Annotated in this window: 19 protein-coding genes and 1 riboswitch; of the genes, 17 read left to right on the top strand and 2 right to left on the bottom strand. The window is 55.0% G+C overall.

Annotated elements, in window-relative coordinates; genetic code table 11:
- Window positions 1–28: 28 nt before the first annotated feature.
- From AC5JQH_RS09435 to AC5JQH_RS09415, 5 genes are all read left to right on the top strand, one after another.
- Complete coding sequence (locus tag AC5JQH_RS09435; protein ID WP_491713567.1) at window positions 29–499, top strand: hypothetical protein; 471 nt, start codon at window positions 29–31, stop codon at window positions 497–499.
- A gap of 55 nt (window positions 500–554) precedes the next feature.
- A complete protein-coding gene (locus AC5JQH_RS09430) occupies window positions 555–1,514 on the top strand; it encodes a helix-turn-helix transcriptional regulator (protein ID WP_491713568.1) in 960 nt (319 codons plus the stop codon).
- Window positions 1,515–1,620: 106 nt separating this feature from the next.
- Window positions 1,621–3,774: a TonB-dependent siderophore receptor gene (locus AC5JQH_RS09425; RefSeq protein ID WP_493805514.1), complete on the top strand. Its 2,154-nt coding sequence runs from the start codon at window positions 1,621–1,623 to the stop codon at window positions 3,772–3,774.
- Between the two features lie 340 nt (window positions 3,775–4,114).
- Window positions 4,115–5,620 carry a sodium/proton antiporter NhaB gene (nhaB, locus tag AC5JQH_RS09420; protein ID WP_491713571.1) on the top strand — a complete coding sequence of 502 codons (1,506 nt, stop codon included), beginning with the start codon at window positions 4,115–4,117 and terminating at the stop codon, window positions 5,618–5,620.
- 91 nt (window positions 5,621–5,711) lie between these two features.
- Window positions 5,712–6,548 carry a substrate-binding periplasmic protein gene (locus AC5JQH_RS09415; protein ID WP_493791913.1) on the top strand — a complete coding sequence of 279 codons (837 nt, stop codon included), beginning with the start codon at window positions 5,712–5,714 and terminating at the stop codon, window positions 6,546–6,548.
- A gap of 13 nt (window positions 6,549–6,561) precedes the next feature.
- On the opposite strand, the gene AC5JQH_RS09410 is transcribed toward AC5JQH_RS09415, so the two are convergent.
- Entirely contained in the window at window positions 6,562–7,293 is a 732-nt protein-coding gene (locus tag AC5JQH_RS09410) for a DUF3047 domain-containing protein (RefSeq protein ID WP_493805513.1), read from the bottom strand.
- Window positions 7,294–7,445: 152 nt separating this feature from the next.
- Window positions 7,446–7,624, top strand: a riboswitch (cobalamin riboswitch).
- Window positions 7,625–7,753: 129 nt separating this feature from the next.
- Here AC5JQH_RS09410 and AC5JQH_RS09405 point away from each other — a divergent pair.
- Window positions 7,754–10,519 (top strand): ribonucleoside-diphosphate reductase subunit alpha, encoded by a 2,766-nt coding sequence (locus AC5JQH_RS09405; RefSeq protein WP_288367896.1) that lies wholly within the window; start codon window positions 7,754–7,756, stop codon window positions 10,517–10,519.
- 30 nt (window positions 10,520–10,549) lie between these two features.
- Window positions 10,550–11,608: a ribonucleotide-diphosphate reductase subunit beta gene (locus AC5JQH_RS09400; protein WP_493805512.1), complete on the top strand. Its 1,059-nt coding sequence runs from the start codon at window positions 10,550–10,552 to the stop codon at window positions 11,606–11,608.
- 14 nt (window positions 11,609–11,622) lie between these two features.
- Here AC5JQH_RS09400 and AC5JQH_RS09395 read toward each other — a convergent pair whose 3' ends face one another.
- The gene (locus AC5JQH_RS09395; protein WP_092030678.1) at window positions 11,623–12,582 is read right to left on the bottom strand and encodes an integron integrase; all 960 of its coding nucleotides are present in this window, start codon (window positions 12,580–12,582) and stop codon (window positions 11,623–11,625) included.
- Between the two features lie 229 nt (window positions 12,583–12,811).
- Between AC5JQH_RS09395 and AC5JQH_RS09390 the strand changes: the two genes are divergently transcribed.
- From AC5JQH_RS09390 to AC5JQH_RS09345, 10 genes are all read left to right on the top strand, one after another.
- Window positions 12,812–13,108: a hypothetical protein gene (locus AC5JQH_RS09390; protein ID WP_008171112.1), complete on the top strand. Its 297-nt coding sequence runs from the start codon at window positions 12,812–12,814 to the stop codon at window positions 13,106–13,108.
- A gap of 1,013 nt (window positions 13,109–14,121) precedes the next feature.
- A complete protein-coding gene (locus tag AC5JQH_RS09385; protein WP_239247914.1) occupies window positions 14,122–14,946 on the top strand; it encodes a helix-turn-helix domain-containing protein in 825 nt (274 codons plus the stop codon).
- A 43-nt stretch (window positions 14,947–14,989) separates the two neighbouring features.
- Window positions 14,990–15,388: a VOC family protein gene (locus tag AC5JQH_RS09380; RefSeq protein ID WP_239247912.1), complete on the top strand. Its 399-nt coding sequence runs from the start codon at window positions 14,990–14,992 to the stop codon at window positions 15,386–15,388.
- Between the two features lie 95 nt (window positions 15,389–15,483).
- Window positions 15,484–16,179 (top strand): HNH endonuclease, encoded by a 696-nt coding sequence (locus tag AC5JQH_RS09375; protein WP_493805511.1) that lies wholly within the window; start codon window positions 15,484–15,486, stop codon window positions 16,177–16,179.
- A 562-nt stretch (window positions 16,180–16,741) separates the two neighbouring features.
- Window positions 16,742–17,056, top strand: a complete 315-nt coding sequence (locus tag AC5JQH_RS09370) for a hypothetical protein (RefSeq protein WP_054641851.1) — start codon at window positions 16,742–16,744, stop codon at window positions 17,054–17,056.
- The gene (locus AC5JQH_RS09365) at window positions 17,049–17,348 is read left to right on the top strand and encodes a helix-turn-helix domain-containing protein (RefSeq protein ID WP_062373489.1); all 300 of its coding nucleotides are present in this window, start codon (window positions 17,049–17,051) and stop codon (window positions 17,346–17,348) included. The genes AC5JQH_RS09370 and AC5JQH_RS09365 overlap by 8 nt, the downstream gene beginning before the upstream one ends.
- An 84-nt stretch (window positions 17,349–17,432) precedes the next feature.
- A complete protein-coding gene (locus AC5JQH_RS09360) occupies window positions 17,433–17,816 on the top strand; it encodes a hypothetical protein (protein ID WP_008170671.1) in 384 nt (127 codons plus the stop codon).
- A gap of 166 nt (window positions 17,817–17,982) precedes the next feature.
- Window positions 17,983–18,261, top strand: a complete 279-nt coding sequence (locus tag AC5JQH_RS09355) for a type II toxin-antitoxin system RelE/ParE family toxin (RefSeq protein WP_349557827.1) — start codon at window positions 17,983–17,985, stop codon at window positions 18,259–18,261.
- Between the two features lie 10 nt (window positions 18,262–18,271).
- The gene (locus AC5JQH_RS09350) at window positions 18,272–18,586 is read left to right on the top strand and encodes a HigA family addiction module antitoxin (RefSeq protein WP_200365435.1); all 315 of its coding nucleotides are present in this window, start codon (window positions 18,272–18,274) and stop codon (window positions 18,584–18,586) included.
- 97 nt (window positions 18,587–18,683) lie between these two features.
- Window positions 18,684–18,962 (top strand): hypothetical protein, encoded by a 279-nt coding sequence (locus AC5JQH_RS09345; RefSeq protein ID WP_228346582.1) that lies wholly within the window; start codon window positions 18,684–18,686, stop codon window positions 18,960–18,962.
- The last annotated feature ends 125 nt before the right edge of the window (window positions 18,963–19,087 follow it).

Below are 19,087 nucleotides of genomic sequence, written 5' to 3'. Positions count from 1 at the left end.
ATTATCGTGAATAAACAAGGAGAACGTGATGGAATTTCTGTGTCCCAATCACCGCCAACAGTTCGCGGACCTGCCGCTGGAAGAACGCAAAGACCTGTGGCTGTTCTGGATGGAGAATGCCCACGACTGCAGTGAGCAGGGGCAGTGGCGGGATGTTATCTCGCTGGCTGGCAGCGCTTTCGATCTTGCTTGCCTGCATGGGTCGCGGGATGAATCCTGCATGCACATCGAACTGACTCTCTCAGCCATACTGGTCTCCCGGGCCCTTTCCGATCGCGGTGAGCGGGCCGGTACGGACGCGGTGATTCTCCGGGCACTGGAGAGTCTTCAGCACCCGGACCATGCCGCCCCCATCGACGGTTGCTGTGATATCCACGACTGCGTTTCTGTGCTTATAGATCCTTCACGGCACGCAGACTTTTTTGCCGACTACCTGAACTGGCCCTCCTTACCTTTCGTTCCACCAAAACGGGCAACTATGGTACGGACGCTCCATTGACCTCGTAACCGGACAACAGAGGCATAGTTAGCAGACCAGGTTGGATAGGCGTGGAGTGGACAGGTTGCACACATTCAGTCAGGCAGATTTCGAACGTTTCGGGCAGCTTTACGACATAGAATTTCGGTTCCCGGCCATCCAGGGCGACACCGGAAGTGATGACCGTATCGTTGCCCGGGGTGAGATTGCCGAGTACAGCCTGGCTTCGGGTTTTCGGTTTACGTTTTCTTCGCTTCAGGTGCTCCAGGCGTATGAATCAGTCTCTTCTGGTCATGCGCCGTTGCTTGTGCTGGTCGTTCTCGATGGCACCGTTGAGCTTACCCTCGGGTCGGTCGAACACGTTCTGTCACCGGGTAATGCTGTCAGCATGCAGCTGCACCCGGACTATCCGTTACGGGCGCACCAGCCTGAGCAAGAGCATATGCAAATTGTGGCACTCGCTTTCGACCCACGCGGCGCAACATTGGGCCACGTCTCCCCCAGCTTACAAGACCTGACCATTCTTCCCCGGGTTCCCCTGCGCCAATGGAGTGTGCCCCACCCGTTCGAGGAGTTGCTGCGGACCCATGCACGCCTCACGATGACCGTCGCACAGAAAAACCTGGTTTTGGAGGGCCTGGCACTGCAGCTTGCGGGACTGGGTCTGGTAGGCGAAGAGCATGAATCTCCGGATGTTCCGGTGGTTCCGGTCCAGCAACGTCAGCGCCTTGAGTTGGTAAGGCAGCACCTCGAGTTCACGCCGGATCATCATCACACTCTGAAAGACCTCGCCGACATGGCGGCTATGAGCCCAAGCGGCCTGCGAGCGAAATTCCGGGCGATGTACGGCGTGCCGGTGTTCGACTATCTCAGAAAATGCCGACTTCGGTTGGCAAAACATTATCTGGAGCAAGGCTTCAGTGTTGAACAGAGCGCGAACAGTGTGGGTTACACCCACGCGACCAATTTTTCGACGGCGTTTCGCCGGGAATTCGGATTTTCTCCCCGACAACGCACCCTTGACCAAAAAAAATAGCACTCCGCATAGATTTTTTGTCTTCCTGAATACCAAATATCGGATATAAACGACAATAATTCGCATTACAGTTTAGCCTGTAAAGCGCGTTGTTTGGAGCTGATCAATGAATTCGTTACGTGATAATCGCCAGTACTTACTCCCGTCCGGCCTGGCCGTGGCCATAGCCGGGGTTCTGGCAAGCCCGATAGTGTACGCGCAGGAAGCGAATATTACCGAGCTGGATGCCATTGAAGTATCGGCAGATGCCGCCGAACCGAGCGGCACCGCACCGAGTGATGGCTACACCGCAGAGGCGACCGTTACCGGCACGAAAACAACCACCAACGTGGTTGAAACGCCCCAGTCCATTTCCACAGTCACAGCGGATCAGATCGAGGACCAGAACGCGGCCAACCTGGGCGAAGTTCTGCGTTATACAGCCGGCGCCCGAGGCGAGACCTTTGGTTTCGAGCCGCGCACCACGTTTCTGAGAATACGCGGCTTCGATGTGGCCACCAGTGGCTTGTTTCGTGACAACCTGAAACTGGCGAACCCCGGGTTTGCCGCCGGTTACAGCCTGGAGCCCTATGGCGCCGAGCGCATTGATGTGCTCAAGGGGCCTTCTTCCGTTCTGTACGGACAAGCGGGCCCGGGTGGGTTGGTGAACTATGTGTCCAAACGTCCTACTTTCGACACCCGTCGAGAAGTGCGCGTTGAGGCTGGTACCAACGATCTGGTCCAGGGTCAGTTTGATATCAGTGGGGCGGTGAACGACAGTGATACCCTCGCGGTTCGCCTGGTAGGCCTGGTTCGCGACAGCGAAACCCAGGTGGATTTCGTCAACGACGACCGAAAGTACCTGGCCCCCAGCCTGACCTGGCAGCCCACGGACGCCACCCGACTGACGGTATTGGCGCACTGGCAGTACGACGATACCCAGCCATCTCAACGTTACCCGTTGCAGGGCACGTTGGAGCCAAATCCGAATGGCCCGATTCCTGACAACCGGTTTACCGGCGAGCCAGGGTACGATGCCTATGAGCGTCGCGAGAGTGCCATCGGCTACGAGTTTGAGCACCGCATCAATGACCAGATAGTTCTGCGTCAGAATGTCCGGGACTACCGTAACGATGTTGACGACCAGACCATCTACACCACCGGCTTGCTGGCGGATCAGAGAACCATTACCCGGTCGCGCTTCGACAGTTTCGGTCGCATTGACGGACTGGCCATGGATAACCAGCTGCAGTTGACTGCCCAGACGGGCTCGGCAGAACATACCGTTTTGGTCGGCCTCGACCATCAGGATATCGACGTGTCATCCCGGCAGTTCTTTGGGGCCGCCAGTAACCTGGACATCTATGACCCTGTCTATGGAGCGCCTGTCCCTGATGCCCCGTTGTTTAAAGACGAGGACGGACAACTCAAACAGACCGGCATTTACCTCCAGGATCAGATCCGGGTAGATCGTTGGACGGTTTCCCTTGGCGGCCGGTATGACGTGGCCCGTTCCGAGACACTCAATAATCTCACCGGCGCCACAGCTAGCCGGGAAGACGAGGCCTTCACTGGTCGTGCCGGTGCCAGTTACCAGTTCGCGAATGGCTTTGCCCCTTATGTGAGCTACATGGAGTCGTTTCTCCCCACCACAGGTACCGATGCGGCCGGCAACCCGTTCGAGCCCGAAACCGCACACCAATATGAGGTGGGCGTAAAGTACCAGCCCAATACGGACACGCTGGTGACACTGGCCTGGTTCGACCTGACCCGGGAAGACTACCTGACCACCAACCCATCGACCTTCGCCAATGAGCAGAAGGGCGAGGCCAACTCACAGGGCCTTGAGATGGAAGCCCGCACCCGTCTGTTCCATGCGCTGGATGTGATCGCGAGCTATAGCTATACCGATGCCGAGATCACCAAAGCCAGCAACCCGGTGGAAGAGGGCGAGCCGCTGGAATACACACCGGAACATGAAGCAGCGCTATGGGGTAAATACAATTTCCGGGGCGGTATGCTGCATGGCCTGGGGTTGGGCGCCGGTGTGCGTTACATCGGCGAGAGTTTTGGCGCGGCATTCAACGCGGCCAATTCCGCCCTGGAAGTACCGGATGTAACCCTTGTAGATGCCGCTGTTACCTACGACATTGGCCAGGTGTCGCTAGGCCTGCATGCCCAGAACCTGCTGGACGAGAAATACGTGGCAACGGCTTTCGACAGCTCGGGCACCTACGGCACCCGCCGTGAAGTCACAGGTTCGGTTACTTACCGGTTCTGATTACATTATCCTCCCGGCGCAGGGACGCGCCGGCTCCGACAAATTTTCTCAATAGACCCCATCAGTGCCCTTCTCCCAGAACATTTGTGTATTTTTTTCACAAAGCGACCTCACAGCCACGCAAATCGGTTAAAATACGCGCGCTACATTTTTGTTGATCAAGTAATACTACGAAGATATCTGTGTTGATCAGCGCCCATTCCCCATTTGCTTGTTAGTAAGACCAAAATCGGTCTTCATTTTGTACCTTTGGCCCATACCCCGGTACGCGAATATCAAGGAGGATGCGGGCCTGCTGGCACATAATACCAATAACCCGTTTTCTCAGAAGATTTCCGTAATGCCCAATACCGTTATCTCCGGCTTTACCCACAACTTCCTTGGCAAGGCGCCCGTCTGGTACAAGCAGGTCATCCTGCTGTTTCTCATCGCCAACCCGATTGTCATGTGGACCCTGGGGCCGGGCACGGCCGGCTGGCTTCTGATTGCCGAATTTATCTTTACCCTGGCCATGGCACTGAAATGTTACCCGCTCCTTCCAGGTGGCCTGCTGGCAGTGGAGGCGTTGCTGATTGGCCTGACCACGCCGGATGCGGTCTATCTGGAAGTGCTCACCAACTTCCCGGTGATATTGCTACTGATGTTCATGGTGGCGGGCATCTACTTCATGAAGGAGCTGCTGCTGGTGACTTTCACCCAGATTCTGGTGGGTGTGCGTTCCAAGTCGGCGTTATCGTTGCTGTTTTGTAGCGCAGCAGCACTGCTTTCGGCCTTCCTCGATGCTCTGACGGTTACTGCGGTTATTATCAGCGTGGCGGTCGGGTTTTACGCGGTTTACCACAAGGTGGCCTCCGGCAAAGGCTACCAGCACAAGGATCACAACGCCGGCAGCGATGACGAAGTAATCGAGCTGCACCGTGAAGATCTGGAAAATTTCCGGGCGTTCTTGCGAAGCCTGTTGATGCATGGTGCTATCGGTACCGCCTTGGGCGGCGTTGCCACCATGGTGGGTGAGCCCCAGAATCTGTTGATTGCCAAAGTCGTGGGTTGGGACTTTGCCGGTTTCTTCCTGCACATGGCGCCAGTGAGTTTGCCGGTATTGGCGGCTGGTTTATTTACCTGCTGGGCCCTGGAGAAGCTGCGTTGGTTTGGCTACGGCGGGCGTTTGCCCAAGCCTGTGCGTCAGGTGCTGGAAGAATTTGCGGAGAACGAGCGGACCAAGCGGACCAAGGCTGATCAGGCGGCTCTCTGGGTACAAGCCTTTGCCGCCGCGATCCTGGTGGTGGGCCTCGCTTTCCATCTCGCCGAGGTCGGCCTGATTGGCCTGCTGGTCATCATCCTGATTACCTCCTTTACCGGCGTTACCGACGAGCATCAAATTGGCAAGGCCTTCCAGGAATCCCTGCCGTTTACCTCGCTGCTGGTGGTGTTTTTCGCGGTGGTTGCGGTGATCCACGAACAGCACCTGTTCAAGCCGATTATTGATTACGTGCTGTCGCTTCCGGAAGCCCGGCAGCCTGGCATGTTCTTCATTGCCAACGGCGTGCTCTCAATGATCAGCGATAACGTCTTCGTAGCGACTGTTTATATCAGCGAAGTCAAACAGGCTCTGGATGCAGGGGCCATCAGCTACGAGCATTTCCAGAAGTTGGCAGTTGCCATCAACACAGGTACCAACCTTCCCAGCGTTGCGACTCCCAATGGCCAGGCGGCTTTCCTGTTCCTGCTGACGTCTGCCATAGCGCCGCTGGTTCGGCTGTCCTACGGCAAGATGGTGGTGATGGCGTTTCCCTACATGCTGGTAATGGGCGGTGTTGGTCTGTACATGGTTATCAACCATATTTGACATTCTGTCGGGATTTTTGCGGGCAGTGTCAGTGCAGATTTGCACGGGTCTGTTAATCTTTGCCTTAACAGACCCCAACAATACGGATTCCATGTCCAGAAACTGCCCGGTCCATTCTTCCCGACTCACTGAAGTCATGCATTTGATTGTTGTCCGGCTGTGGATATTGCTGGCAGGTCTATTATTTACGTCCGCCTCCCTTGCCGCGTCGGAATCCGTGAACAAGACTCTGCGCATTGCCTATGTGGAGTTTCCCCCTATTACCTATCAGGCCAGCGATGGCCAAGCCGCTGGCAGCTTTATAGAGCTTACCCGGAAGATCGCTGTGGAAGCGGGTTACGAGCCGGAATTTCTCTTCTTGCCCATCAGCCGGGTATACCTGTATCTGCGCAACGGTAGAATTGACGTTTGGCCAGGTTCGGCCAACGTTCCCGCCCTTAATGGTGAAGTTCTGGAGACCTGGGTCACTCCCCTCGCGACCCAGCTCAGTGCCTGGTATCTGGAGGGAACCGAACCAATTACACATTTTGATCAACTGCAGGGCAAGACCGTCATCACGATAGGCGGGTACACCTATGGAGGGCTCTTGTACTGGCTGGAGGCGGAAGGTTCGATTGACGTCACCCAGGCTCCAAACTATCGGGCTGCTCTGGAAATGCTCAAGCTTGGCCGAGGCCATTACCTGTTTGGCCATCGGGATCCGGTTGTGGAAACCCTGACCATGCCCAAAGACGAGAAAATCCGTGAATCGGCGATCCGTTTGAGGAATCTGACCTGGCTGTTCTCGCTGGCCAATCCCCGGGCAGCGATCCTGCGGGAAGAGTTCGATGATGCCTACATCCGTCTGGCTGAAAAGGGTGAAGTGCCGCCGATACGAAACCTTGGAGAAAGCTTTGTGATCCCCGGATTTCCCGAGCAATACCGTTAGTAGTGTTCAGGGCTCAGGAATCCGGGTTCAGAAGGATGTCCCCATACCAGGCCGTGGCCTTTTCACCGGTGTTGTCCGAATCCGACATGATGGCAATGCCCACGACCGGTGGCGGTTCCTCGCCAAACGCTTCCCGATAATCGGCCATGATATCCCGCTCCACCGTGACCCATTCGCCGACCTGTTCTGATCCGGAATTCACGGCAATCATCATGGTTTTCTCGGTGTACGGGTTGGGCACAATCTCGCCCTTCGGGAGAGTATTGGCCCAGATGTAGTTGAGGGCATTGCCCGGCAGGGACTCACCGAATAACACCTCGACTGTCTTGCGTTTGGCGCGCTCGAAAAACCCCGCCTTCTCGGGCTGGAACTCGAACGCCACATAGATTCTGGCCGGGTAATCGTCCCCGGACTTTTCCCGGGCATCCCCGTTTTCGAAGACATTCGAGACCTTCCAGCGCCATTGCAGAATCAGCGAATCGGTTGGCTCCAGCCTGACCCGTGCGATCAGTCCCGACGCACCGCCGTCCGTGGTCGCCCGCACGACCTGCTGACCGTCTTCGGTTGTCAGTTCATAGCGGCTGAGCTGATCGATCTTGGGAAATTCCAGGGGTTCCCAGCCATCGTTCAGGGACTGCATCTGGGAGAAGGGTGTCAATGTACTCTCTTGCGAACTGACCGGTGCAGACAGCAGCATGGAAATGAGGAGCGGGCCCCAGATTCTTTTGTATCCGACCTTCTCCATAGTGCCTCTCCTCTTGTCAGGGTGTTTCCGTTGCAGACAGATCTTTTACCGGAAAGTGCCTTGTCCTGAAAAGTGGACCTGTATATAGTGTTTCTATCCTTGGTCAAATACCAGATGTAGTGATCAGCGCGTAACCAACTCGGTCAACGTGTGATCATCTCAGCCATTCTGGTATCGGGAATCCGGTGAGACTCCGGAACTGACGCGCAGCGGTATTGGGGAACAAGCGTGGCATCAAGACACTGGCGAAAGCCGGGAAGTCGCCACACGAGGCCGAATCTATCGATTCACGCCCCTGAGTCCGAAGACCTGCCAGGGATGAAGGAGCCTTACGGCTCCCAACTGCACCTTCGCGACCCAGGGTGAGCAGACCGGTTATGCCCAGCCATTCCCATGGCGAGGTGTGCCCCTGCGTACGCGATGGTGAAAGGAACTCAACGCGTATTCAGGAGAACACTGCATGTCTGCCTCAGCCCTGGCCGAACCCCGGCCAACCTCGCACACGGACACCGAATCCCTTCAGGTCATCAAGCGCAACGGCACGCTTGTCGGCTTCGACCCCTCGAAGATCAGCATCGCCGTAACCAAAGCCTTCCTCGCAGTTGAGGGCGACACCGCCGCCGGTTCCGCGCGTATCAATGACGCGGTACACCGGGTGACCGACCAGGTTATCCAGGCGATTGGCCGTCGCCTGAAGGCTGGTGGCAAGGTACATATCGAAGACATCCAGGATCAGGTGGAACTGGCCCTGATGCGGGCCGAAGAACAGAAGGTGGCCCGCGCCTACGTCCTGTATCGGGAAGAGCATGCCCGCGAGCGCGCCCGCCATGCGCCGGTTGAGGCGCACCCCCATCTGACGGTGAAAAAGACCAGTGGCGAGATTGCTCCGCTGGACCTGGGCCTGATGAAACTGCAGGTGGAACAGGCCGCCACAGGGTTGGAGGGCATCGACGGTGATTCCCTGGTGGACGATGCCCTGACCAACCTGTACGACGGCATTGCCGAGGAAGACGTGCTGTCGGCCTTGATCATGACGGCCCGCAGCCGGATTGAGCGGGAGCCGGATTACAGTGCGGTCACCGCCCGTCTTCTGCTGGAACAGCTGCGTTTGGAGAATGCCGCCGCCCTGGGCCTGCCCATCAGTCTGCCATTGGCTGAGATTTATCCACAGGCACTGAGCGCCTTTGTCGAGGCGGGAATCCGGTACGAATTGCTGGATGACGCGCTGGCCGCCTTTGATCTGGAGCGCCTGGGTGCAGCCCTTCAGCCGGAACGGGATCTGCAGTTCGGCTTCCTCGGTCTGCAAACCCTGTACGACCGTTACTTCCTGCACTGGAACAAGGCCCGCCTGGAATTGCCTCAGGTATTTTTCATGCGCGTTGCCATGGGCCTGGCCCTGCGCGAAGACGACCCGAATGCCCGGGCCATCGAGTTCTACAACCTGTTGTCGTCGTTCGATTACATGGCGTCCACACCCACGCTGTTCAACAGCGGTACCCGCCATTCTCAGCTGTCGTCCTGTTACCTGACGACGGTGGGCGACGATCTTGAAGACATCTACGGCGCCATCCGCGATAACGCCATGCTGTCGAAATGGGCGGGCGGTCTGGGTAACGACTGGACGCCAGTCCGTGCGCTGGGCTCCCACATCAAAGGAACCAACGGCCAGAGCCAGGGCGTGGTGCCCTTCCTGAAAGTCGTCAACGACACCGCCGTGGCGGTGAACCAGGGCGGCAAACGCAAGGGCGCGGTGTGTGCCTACCTGGAAAGCTGGCATCTGGACATCGAGGAATTCCTGGAACTGCGTAAGAATACCGGCGACGAACGCCGCCGAACCCACGACATGAATACAGCCAACTGGGTGCCCGATCTGCTGATCGAGCGCATGCGCGAAGACCGTGACTGGACCCTGTTCTCTCCCAGCGATGCGCCGGATCTGCACGACCTGTACGGCAACGCCTTCCGTGAACGCTACGAGCATTACGAAGCCCTCGCAGAGCAGGGCAAAATCAAGCTGTTCAAGAAAATCCCGGCCAAGCAGCTCTGGCGCAAGATGCTCACCGTGCTGTTCGAAACCGGCCACCCCTGGATCACGTTCAAGGACCCGTGCAATCTGCGCTCTCCCCAGCAGCATCGGGGCGTGGTGCACAGCTCTAACCTGTGCACGGAAATCACCCTGAACACCAGTGCCGACGAGATCGCCGTATGCAACCTCGGTTCCGTGAACCTGGCGGCCCATATTGCCAACGGCGAGCTGGACGTGCAGCGCCTGGAACAGACGGTAAACACCGCCGTGCGCATGCTCGATAACGTTATCGACATCAACTATTACGCCGTGCCCCAGGCCCGCAATTCCAACCTCAGGCATCGCCCGGTCGGTCTCGGCTTCATGGGTTTCCAGGACGCGCTCTATCAACTGGGCCTGCCATATTCCAGCCCGGAAGCGATTGAGTTCGCTGACCTTGCCATGGAGCAACTCAGCTACTTCGCCATCCGCGCCTCGGCTTCGCTGGCGGGTGAGCGAGGCGCCTATGAGAGCTATGAGGGCTCACTCTGGCAGCAGGGCATCCTGCCGATCGACTCCATCAACCTGCTCAAGGAAAACCGCCGGGAAGGGGACCTGTCCGTGAATACCAACGCCCGGCTGGACTGGTCTCCCGTGCGCGAACTGATCGCGAAAAACGGCATGCGCAACAGCAACGTGATGGCGATCGCTCCGACTGCCACGATTTCCAACATCGTGGGTGTGTCCCAGTCCATCGAGCCGGCGTACCAGAACCTGTTCGTGAAATCGAACCTCTCCGGCGAGTTCACCGTGGTGAATCCCTCTCTGGTCCGGGACCTCAAGGCCGAAGGACTGTGGGACAACGTGATGGTGAACGACCTCAAATACTTCGACGGCAGCGTGCAGCAAATCGACCGCATCCCGAACGAACTGAAAGCGCGATACGCCACTGCCTTTGAGATCGACGCAAGGTGGCTGGTGGAGGCCGCGGCCCGGCGCCAGAAATGGCTGGACCAGGCCCAGAGCCTGAACCTGTACATGGCCGAGCCCAGCGGCAAAAAGCTGGATGCCCTGTACCAGCTGGCCTGGGAACGTGGCCTGAAAACCACCTATTACCTTCGCTCCCTGGGTGCCACCGGTGCTGAAAAAACCGCTCCGGTTGCCGCGCCCCAACCCCAGGTGTGCAGCATCGACGATCCGGACTGCGAAGCCTGTCAGTAACTGCTCACTTAACGATTTCGAGGCAAAACCATGCTTGATTGGGACGACGAACCAAAAACGGAATCCAAAGCGGCGCCTCCCGGCGCCCCGGCACCGGTGAACGTGGACGACAAACGCGTCATCAACGGCGAAACCGACATCAACCAGCTGGCACCGTTCAAGTACCCCTGGGCCTGGGAATACTTCATCAACGCCAACAAAAACCACTGGACTCCCCTGGACGTGAACATGGCCCAGGATGTTCATGACTACCACCATCGGCTCACCGCGCCGGAAAAACACGTCTACGAAAACGTGCTGGCTTACCTAACCACCTCCGACATCCTCGCCATGCGCAACATTGGCCTGGCCGTGATGGAGAAGATGAGCGCGCCCGAGCTGCAGATCTACCAGGCCCGGCAGGTATACGAGGAAGCCATGCACACCTGGGCCTACCAGCACTGCATCGAAACCCTCAACCTGGACCAGAGCGAGATTTACAACCGCTACCGCGTGGTACCGGCAATCAACGGCAAGATCCAGATTGCCAACCGCCGCCTGGATGCGGCCATACGGCCAGACATGAACTTGCGTAACAAGGACGACCTTCAGGAGTTCATCATGTCTTACCTGTTCTTCGCGGCGGTGTTCGAAGGCACCTGGTTCTACAACGGCTTCAGCCCCATCTTCGCCCTGCAGCGCCGGGGTCTGATGCGCGGCACCGGCGAGCAACTGCAATACATCCTGAGGGACGAGGCCATGCACTTCTCCTTTGGCTTGAAGGTGGTGAACCAGATCGTGGAGGAGGAGAACATCACCTTCGATCCGAAGGCCGTGCGCGAGATGTGGGACGAATCCGAAGCCGCCGAGAAGGCCTATGCAGATTACATCCTGCGGGACCCGATTCTCGGTTATTCGGCTGAGTATCACAGCGAACAATTCCGCTTTGTGGCCAACCGCCGTGCCCGCACCGTCGGCCTGGAAGAGCCGTTTCCGGGCGCAAAAAACGTCTCGCCCTGGTTAGACGAGCAGGCCACCCTGCGCAAGGAAAAGAACTTCTTTGAAACGCGGGTGATTGAATACCAGACCGGGGCTCAGTTGGAGTGGTGAGGGCTTACTGACCGCTAGCCGAGCGGACTGCGCACCCCTGCGAAACCTTGTCCGAGGACGTGGGTATAAATTTGGGTGGTTCGCAGATCCGCATGGCCCAGTAAATCCTGAACCGTGCGGATGTCGGTTCCCCTCTTCAGGAGTTCCGTGGCAAAGGTATGTCGAAAGGTGTGGCAGCCAGCGCGCTTACCAATGCCGGCTTCTTGTGCAGCCGCGCGCACAGCCCGCTGTACAGAGGATATATGGCGATGATGGCGAGCGACATTACCAAGATTATCCGTGCTGAGCGTGGGGGAGGGGAACATCCACTGCCATTCCAGCGATTTCCCGGCATTGGGGTATTTGCGGGCGAGAGCAAACGGAAGGCTTACCGGATGCAGGAATTCCTCATCTCGCCGTCTCCAGGCCTTGCGGATGGCGTCAACATGATCGTGCAACGGCCCAAGGAGCGTTGTGGGAAGAAGGGTCGTCCGGTCTTTGGCGCCTTTACCATCCCGCACCGTTAACACCTGCTGCTGAAAATCCAGGTCCTTGATGCGCAAGCGACAGGCCTCGGTAACCCGCAATCCCGAACCATAGAGCAGGGAAGCAATCAGCCTGTCGGTTTTACCAAGCCGGTCGATAATCTGCATGGCTTCCTCGTGCGTCAAAACCACGGGTAATTTCCGGGGTTTCTTTGAGCGAATAACTTCCCCAATCTCACCGAGCGGCTTATCCAGCACCTTGTCGTAGAGAAAAACGAGAGCATTCAGGGCCTGCGCCTGAGTGGCTGCCGCGACATTACGATGGACAGCGAGCCAGGTCAGAAACTCATTGACTTCGCGGGGCCCCATATCGCGAGGGTGCTTCATTTGCTGAAAACGAATGAAGTAACGGATCCAGTACCAGTAGGTTTTTTCGGTACGGATGCTGTAATGATTCACGCGGATAACCGCATGAACCTGGTCCCGTAAGCGAGGTTGTTTTCCCTTCATGCGTCCCGGCTCCCTGCCAATACTGTTTATTTATACAGTATTATTGGTAGCGTGGATCACAGATGTCAAATGATTACATGGAAAGCCAGTTTGTAGTGGGCTAACCTGTTGTTTTATAAATTTATGGGCACTGCGTACTGTGATCCAGAAGCCGCAATAACGAAGCGGTCAAATTTCTGCAATCATGAAGCGCTCTGTCTAATTGCTGTTAGCACCAAAAAGTTCAGATATGGCAAAGGTTAAGAAAAAGCTCACTCCGGCTCAAAAGAGAGCAAAGAAAGCCGCGAAGGCAGAGCGGCAAAGGAAGTACCAGTGGGTCTTTATGAACGGTAAGCAAGTCAGAATCAAGCGGCCACCAACCGTGGATGGTATGCCTGTAGATCAGTTCATCCAGGAGAATGCTGATCCGATCTGGCTCCATCAGAACGAGTTGTGGGAGCTGATGCCAGTTGAAGACGCACTTTTTGGCCCAGAGCCGTCTACCGAATTAGATGCAACAGAAGACGAAGACGGATTACCATTTTGACTTTAGCCGCAGGTGTTCAGTTGAGCAGTGCTAACCAGTCATTCCAGTACGTTACGGGCCTAACGGCCCTCCACCGGACGGCCTTTTCTCCGCTTCGCTACGCAAAGGCCGCCGCTGAATATTGGCGTTAGTTGGTAGTGCATTGTCCCTTGTGGGTGGCTGGGTTCTAAGGCCTTGGCCGAAAGCTGGCAGTAAAGCCGGACGGTTTATTGCTCTGCCAAGGCCCGATAAATTGTCGCCTTGCTGGCAGCCCAACTGGCTATCGGTAGTGGTTTAAAATTTGGCGTTGGCCGTGTGGGGCTGTCCGCCGGTAAACGGTTCCTTGCTTACTTGCTACTCTGATGTTCAGGTTCATCCACCGCATCGTTGGCGGTGGTTTCAATAATGATGCACCGGCGAATTTGGGTGCAAGGGCAGCGGTGTAGGCTGCGATGTTGGTTGCCAGGGATTGGGCTTTATTGATGCCCCCAACTAACCAGTCGCTGTAGTACGTTCCCGGCCCAAGGGCCGTCCACCGGATGCCCTTGTCAGGGCACCGCTAAGCTCAGCGTTAGTTGGTAGTGCATTGTCCCTTGTGGGTGGCTGGGTTCTAAGGCCTTGGCCGAAAGCTGGCAGTAAAGCCGGACGGTTTATTGCTCTGCCAAGGCCCGATAAATTGTCGCCTTGCTGGCAGCCCAACTGGCTATCGGTAGTGGTTTAAAATTTGGCGTTGGCCGTGTGGGGCTGTCCGCCGGTAAACGGTTCCTTGCTTACTTGCTACTCTGATGTTCAGGTTCATCCACCGCATCGTTGGCGGTGGTTTCAATAATGATGCACCGGCGAATTTGGGTGCAAGGGCAGCGGTGTAGGCTGCGATGTTGGTTGCCAGGGATTGGGCTTTATTGATGCCCCCAACTAACCAGTCGCTGTAGTACGTTCCCGGCCCAAGGGCCGTCCACCGGATGCCCTTGTCAGGGCACCGCTAAGCTCAGCGTTAGATTTCTGGAGGGCTGGTAGCCAGAAAAGTTTATGTTTTGTATATCAATACTAAAATGCTTTTAGAGTATAACCCGACTCAAGGAAAAGTCGCTGACGACCGCGCCTATAAAACGTGGCAGATATTGCCGCCGTTAAATCGTTGGGTGCAATCGTATTGGCAGCTCACAGTCCCCAAAGGCCAGTTTCAATACCATAGTGTGCCGGATAACTGTGTTGATTGGATCATCAATCAAGATTGCTTCGACGATAATTTTCTTATTCCGCCATTTCTCTCATCTACTTTATTTCATATAGATGGCCCAGCGTCTTTTTTTGGTATTCGTTTTCGAATTCTAGGGCATAAAGGCTTGATCTCTGTGCCTTTAGGGGAGTGGGGTGAGGCTGGTAGTGTAAAGGCGGAAGACTTATTACCCGCAGATATCGTTTACTCTGTATTTGAAGTCATTAGTAACGCAAAGAGCTTTGCTAAGCGCTGCAATAGCTTGTCGGCAGTAATACTTTCTACCATAACGTTTGCCAACGTTGACCCTCGCCTAGCTCGTTACATTCGATACTGTTACGAAAATGTCAGCTCTAATCTTGACCTGTCAGATAGCCGGAGCACTGAATTTGGTGTGTCTGCACGTCAGCTTAGACGGTTGGCCAAACAGCACGTTGGCTTACTTCCCAAAGATTTTGGCAAGGTGCTAAGATTTCAGAGTGCTCTCAAAGCGATGAATGCACCGCAACACAGCAAGGCCTACCTAGATCATTACTACGACCAGCCCCATTTTGTGCGCGAATTTAAACGTTTGTCTGGAGTCACACCGACACAGTTCAGAAAAATGTCCGTTTTATACAATCACTGCTCTTCTGAGTGAAGAATAATGTTATTCATCTAATCAACGGTAAGAGGTTAATAAGATGATTGAAATAGACGCGATGTTTCCTGTGATGGTAACGGCAAACTTAGAAGCGGTGAAAGCATTCTATGAATCCGTGTTTGGCTTTAATGCCGTATTTTACGACGCCGACTTTTACTTGCATTTGGTGTCCCCCAATTCGGGTGTTCAGCTTGGCTTCTTGATGCCAGAGCACGCAAGCCAGCCAGACTTTCTTCGACCATTAATGTCTCCCGATGGCTATGTGATATCACTAGAAGTTAAAGATGCAGCTCACGCCTATGCCGAAGCACAAAAAATGGATTTGACGATGGCTATGGAGCTCAAAGAAGAAGTTTGGGGACAGGTACATTTTATCCTGGAAGACCCGGCAGGTTTTCGAATCGACGTGGTCCAACATTTAGAAATTTCAGGTAATTAGTCAGAGCAAAATCTAACAAGGCGCTGCACTCGGAAAAATTACTCACTACGCTCCTAATTTTCCGGTGAGCGCAGCGTTAGCTGTAAAGAGAGAGTATGGAAGATCTGGCCGAAATTTTGATTGAGATACAGGATAAGCTGGTCCCGTTGCTGGATAGCTACGAACAGGCGATATACCACTATCTCTTCCGTCATACCTATCTTGCAGCTAAAGAGCAGACGCTCTTTAGCACCCGTACAGCTGAAATTGGGTTTGGCAGTGGTGATAGAACAAAACCTCCGAGCTGGAAAACGCGTTCTGACCGCCTTAAGACACTTGAACAGAAAGGTTGTGTGAAGATTGTTGAACGCTCAAATAAGGGAATGCTAGTAGAAATTATACTCCCCGGTCAGATGCCATTTCTCCAGCAGGTTGAAGCTCCGCCTAGTGAGATAAATATCGAGGAGTTGGATTTTTACAAAGATCGCAGGTTGCTCCAAAGCATTCTGGAGCGGGAGGATTTCAAGTGCTTTTACACTGGGCGCAAAATATCAGCCGATAATTGCTACTTGGATCATGTTACCCCTCAAGCAAAAGGTGGCAATAATTCATATCGAAATATTGTTGCCGCGTGCTTTGATGCCAATTCAATGAAGAATGACAAAGATGCCGACGATTTCATTCGTTTTCTTTACCGCGAGGAGCTAATAACTCTCGTTGAGTTTAATTCATTGAAGAGCAAGCTTGTGGCGTTAAGAGATGGTGAATTGGCACCAAGTTTAGAGACTCTGAAACGTGCCATTTACAGCTAACAAGGCCAGGCACGGCGACGGCTTTTTCGTTGCGGCTTCGCCTACACTACAAAGCCGCGCGTGCTGGCGGCGTTAGTGGCTGTGGCTTCGGTCCTTTTGGGCTGCGGTGTGCCAGTGGCCTTGGTGCCGTGCTTGGTTGCCAAACCCGCATATTCTGGTGAGCACCAAGGCCGTCCGAATCCGCGTTCGGTTTGGTTGCATCAGTAAGCAAGAGTTTTGGCGGGAAATTCGGTGTTCACCGTGTGGGGTCGTCCGCCGAAAATTGGGTCTGGATCTGCTACCTTTGAGTTCAGGTTCATTCACCGCATCATTGGCGGTGTTTCAAACAGAGTGCATCGGCTCATGTCGGTGCCGGGTTACGGAGTAGGCCGTCAAGGTCAGTGCCAGGGAGCCGGCAGTGTCATTACCTGCCACTAACCAGTCGCTGTAGTACGCGGCCGATGGCCGCCGGACGCCCTTTTCATTGCGGCTTCGCCTCCATTACAAGGGCGCCGCTAAGCTTCGCGTTAACCCTTGTGACCAGCATCTTGCAAAACTCCGTCAATGACGTATATTGACTGTCATGTTTACCATCATCGAAACCCCTACATTTGAAGCAGATGCCAGAAAAATCTGGACTGAGGAAGAGCGAAGCGCTTTCTTTGCCTGGCTTGCGGCAAGTCCGGAAATTGGTGACCCCATTCCGGGTAGCGGCGGATGTAGAAAGGTTCGTTGGTCGGTAGCGGGTTCAGGGAAGCGCGGTGGGGTGCGAGTCATTTACTTCACCAAGTTGGCAAATGGTGAGATCTGGTTATTGGTGATCTACAAGAAAGCCGTCAGGGGCAATATACCCGCTCATATCCTGAAGTCGATTCGTGAGGTATTGGAAAATGAGTGACGAGACACTAAGTGCTGAGGAGCTTGGCAACAAGTTGCTTCAGTCTGTTAAAGAAATGAAAGCGGGCAAAACTGCACGAGTCAGTCGTGTTGAGCCTAACGAGGTGGCAGAGGCTCGAGGCAAAACCGGACTGACTCAGGTCGAGTTTGCTGAGGTACTGCATATTTCCGCGCGAACCCTGCAGGAGTGGGAGCAAGGTCGACGTGAACCCTCTGGTCCAGCAAAAGCGCTCATTGAGATTGCTTCCCGTCATCCCGAGGTCATTCGAGAAGGCCTCGAGCTACGGGGTTAACAAGCGGCTGTTGTCGGACGCGCCTACGCTGCGCTCCGGCACGCCGCAAAGCCGGGCGTTAAAAGTACACAAGGAGGTTGTTCTATGGCTGGTAATCAACTGTTTGAGCGACAGTTACGTCATTTCTCGCCCCATACCTACAATGCACTAACCAAATTGGTTATGGCCATGGCCGCAGTCACAAAAAATACCGGCAAGAAGACATTATTTGGCCGTGATAAGGGGCAGGAATCATATTCCAAATTTTTGGAAGCGCTGAAAGTGAGCCTCCAAGCCATGATTTTGGACAGGCTTATTCAGGAATCAACGTCGTCAGAAGAAGCCGTCAGTATTCTTGTGGGAAAACTCAAAGAGTTCGAGTTGGCTCATCCAAACTGGCAGGATGCATACGCGTTTTCAGGATATTTTTTCAAAGAAAATCAGGCCGATGCGGTGGTTGTAACAGAGCGACTGCGAGGAACCCCGTAAGCGGAGCACCTTTTAACCAGTCAATCAAGTTCGTTCCCGGCCTGACGGCCGTCCACCGGACGCCCCTGTCGGGTCGCCGCTTATTATTGGCGTTATGCCTTTCTCCAGATCTATTTGCCAGATAATGACGCTTGACGTTAATAACGCACCCCGTCATTATTGAGCCATGATCATATCGTTCAAGTGTAAGGATACTGAGAAGCTAGCAAGCGGACGCCGCGTCAGACGCTTCGTCAATTTTGAGCGAGTTGCCTTGAGGAAAATTCGGCAACTTCAGGCTGCAAGCCAGCTGGATGATCTCAAAGTACCGCCCGGAAATATGTTGGAGCCATTGCATGGTGACCGCCAAGGTCAGCACAGCATTCGAATCAACAGGCAGTTCCGGGTTTGCTTCCGCTGGACCAAGGCCGGCGCGGAAGATGTCGAAATTGTTGATTACCATTAGGAGGTGGCTCATGCGCAACATTGACGCTGTTACACCAGGCGAGTTGCTCAAAGAAGATTTTCTGGAGCCGATGGGCATTTCTCAGTACCGCCTGGCCAAAGAAATCGGGGTGCCCGCCCAGAGAATAGGCCAGATCATTGCGGGAAAACGTTCGATTACCGCCGACACGGACCTGCGGCTCTGTCGTTTCTTTGGTTTGTCTAACGGCTACTGGTTGCGAGCTCAGGCAGCCTATGACACTGAGATTGCCGAAGATGCCCTAGAGGATCAGTTGAAGAATATTCGTCCGTGGACTGCTGTATCCGAAATCGGACATAGGGCATAACCAGCGGCTGCACAGCGACCGATTTTCCGCCGCTTCGCGGCTCCAAACCGGCGCGTGAGCCGGGCGTTATGTGGGCAGAACCAGCGAGTAATTGAGGATGCTGCAACGAGTTGTTATAGGGATTTTTGTCGCCTCGCTTTTGGCAGCTGCCGTCGCGATGTTTATGGGGTATCAATCTCCAGCCAAGTATATCGCTGCGCCTGCACTAGTTTTTTCTGGTTGGGCTGCGTTGGGTCATTTGGTTACCTTGGACGATGACGCTCCAGGTGAGTGGTCAAACCCAGAGGGTTCGAAGGCAACATGGCATCGCTCGATCGGAGAGTTAATCATTAAGATCGTGGTTTTTGCGGCAGTGGGGATAGCTTTCTATGCCTAGCCACATAACCAGTCGCTTAAGTACGCTCCGGGCCGTCGGCCCTCCACCGGACCGGTTTTCCGTTGCACTCCAAACCGGCCGCTTAGCTCAGCGTTATGTAGTGCTGACCATGCTACAATTTCGGG

The sequence above is a fragment of the Marinobacter sp. H13 genome (genome assembly GCF_059072335.1).
The sequence above is the reverse complement of the archived record's forward strand: the minus strand, read 5'-3'. Positions and strand labels throughout refer to the sequence as shown.

Coding starts and splice junctions, on each gene's coding strand:
- AC5JQH_RS09360 (WP_008170671.1), top strand. CDS start 17,433: ATGGCTGGTAATCAACTGTTTGAGCGACAGTTACGTCATTTCTCGCCC.
- AC5JQH_RS09410 (WP_493805513.1), bottom strand. CDS start 7,293: ATGGAGAAGGTCGGATACAAAAGAATCTGGGGCCCGCTCCTCATTTCC.
- AC5JQH_RS09375 (WP_493805511.1), top strand. CDS start 15,484: ATGGAAGATCTGGCCGAAATTTTGATTGAGATACAGGATAAGCTGGTC.
- AC5JQH_RS09415 (WP_493791913.1), top strand. CDS start 5,712: ATGTCCAGAAACTGCCCGGTCCATTCTTCCCGACTCACTGAAGTCATG.
- nhaB (WP_491713571.1), top strand. CDS start 4,115: ATGCCCAATACCGTTATCTCCGGCTTTACCCACAACTTCCTTGGCAAG.
- AC5JQH_RS09380 (WP_239247912.1), top strand. CDS start 14,990: ATGATTGAAATAGACGCGATGTTTCCTGTGATGGTAACGGCAAACTTA.
- AC5JQH_RS09425 (WP_493805514.1), top strand. CDS start 1,621: ATGAATTCGTTACGTGATAATCGCCAGTACTTACTCCCGTCCGGCCTG.
- AC5JQH_RS09400 (WP_493805512.1), top strand. CDS start 10,550: ATGCTTGATTGGGACGACGAACCAAAAACGGAATCCAAAGCGGCGCCT.
- AC5JQH_RS09390 (WP_008171112.1), top strand. CDS start 12,812: ATGGCAAAGGTTAAGAAAAAGCTCACTCCGGCTCAAAAGAGAGCAAAG.
- AC5JQH_RS09370 (WP_054641851.1), top strand. CDS start 16,742: ATGTTTACCATCATCGAAACCCCTACATTTGAAGCAGATGCCAGAAAA.
- AC5JQH_RS09435 (WP_491713567.1), top strand. CDS start 29: ATGGAATTTCTGTGTCCCAATCACCGCCAACAGTTCGCGGACCTGCCG.
- AC5JQH_RS09405 (WP_288367896.1), top strand. CDS start 7,754: ATGTCTGCCTCAGCCCTGGCCGAACCCCGGCCAACCTCGCACACGGAC.
- AC5JQH_RS09350 (WP_200365435.1), top strand. CDS start 18,272: ATGCGCAACATTGACGCTGTTACACCAGGCGAGTTGCTCAAAGAAGAT.
- AC5JQH_RS09395 (WP_092030678.1), bottom strand. CDS start 12,582: ATGAAGGGAAAACAACCTCGCTTACGGGACCAGGTTCATGCGGTTATC.
- AC5JQH_RS09355 (WP_349557827.1), top strand. CDS start 17,983: ATGATCATATCGTTCAAGTGTAAGGATACTGAGAAGCTAGCAAGCGGA.
- AC5JQH_RS09345 (WP_228346582.1), top strand. CDS start 18,684: ATGCTGCAACGAGTTGTTATAGGGATTTTTGTCGCCTCGCTTTTGGCA.
- AC5JQH_RS09365 (WP_062373489.1), top strand. CDS start 17,049: ATGAGTGACGAGACACTAAGTGCTGAGGAGCTTGGCAACAAGTTGCTT.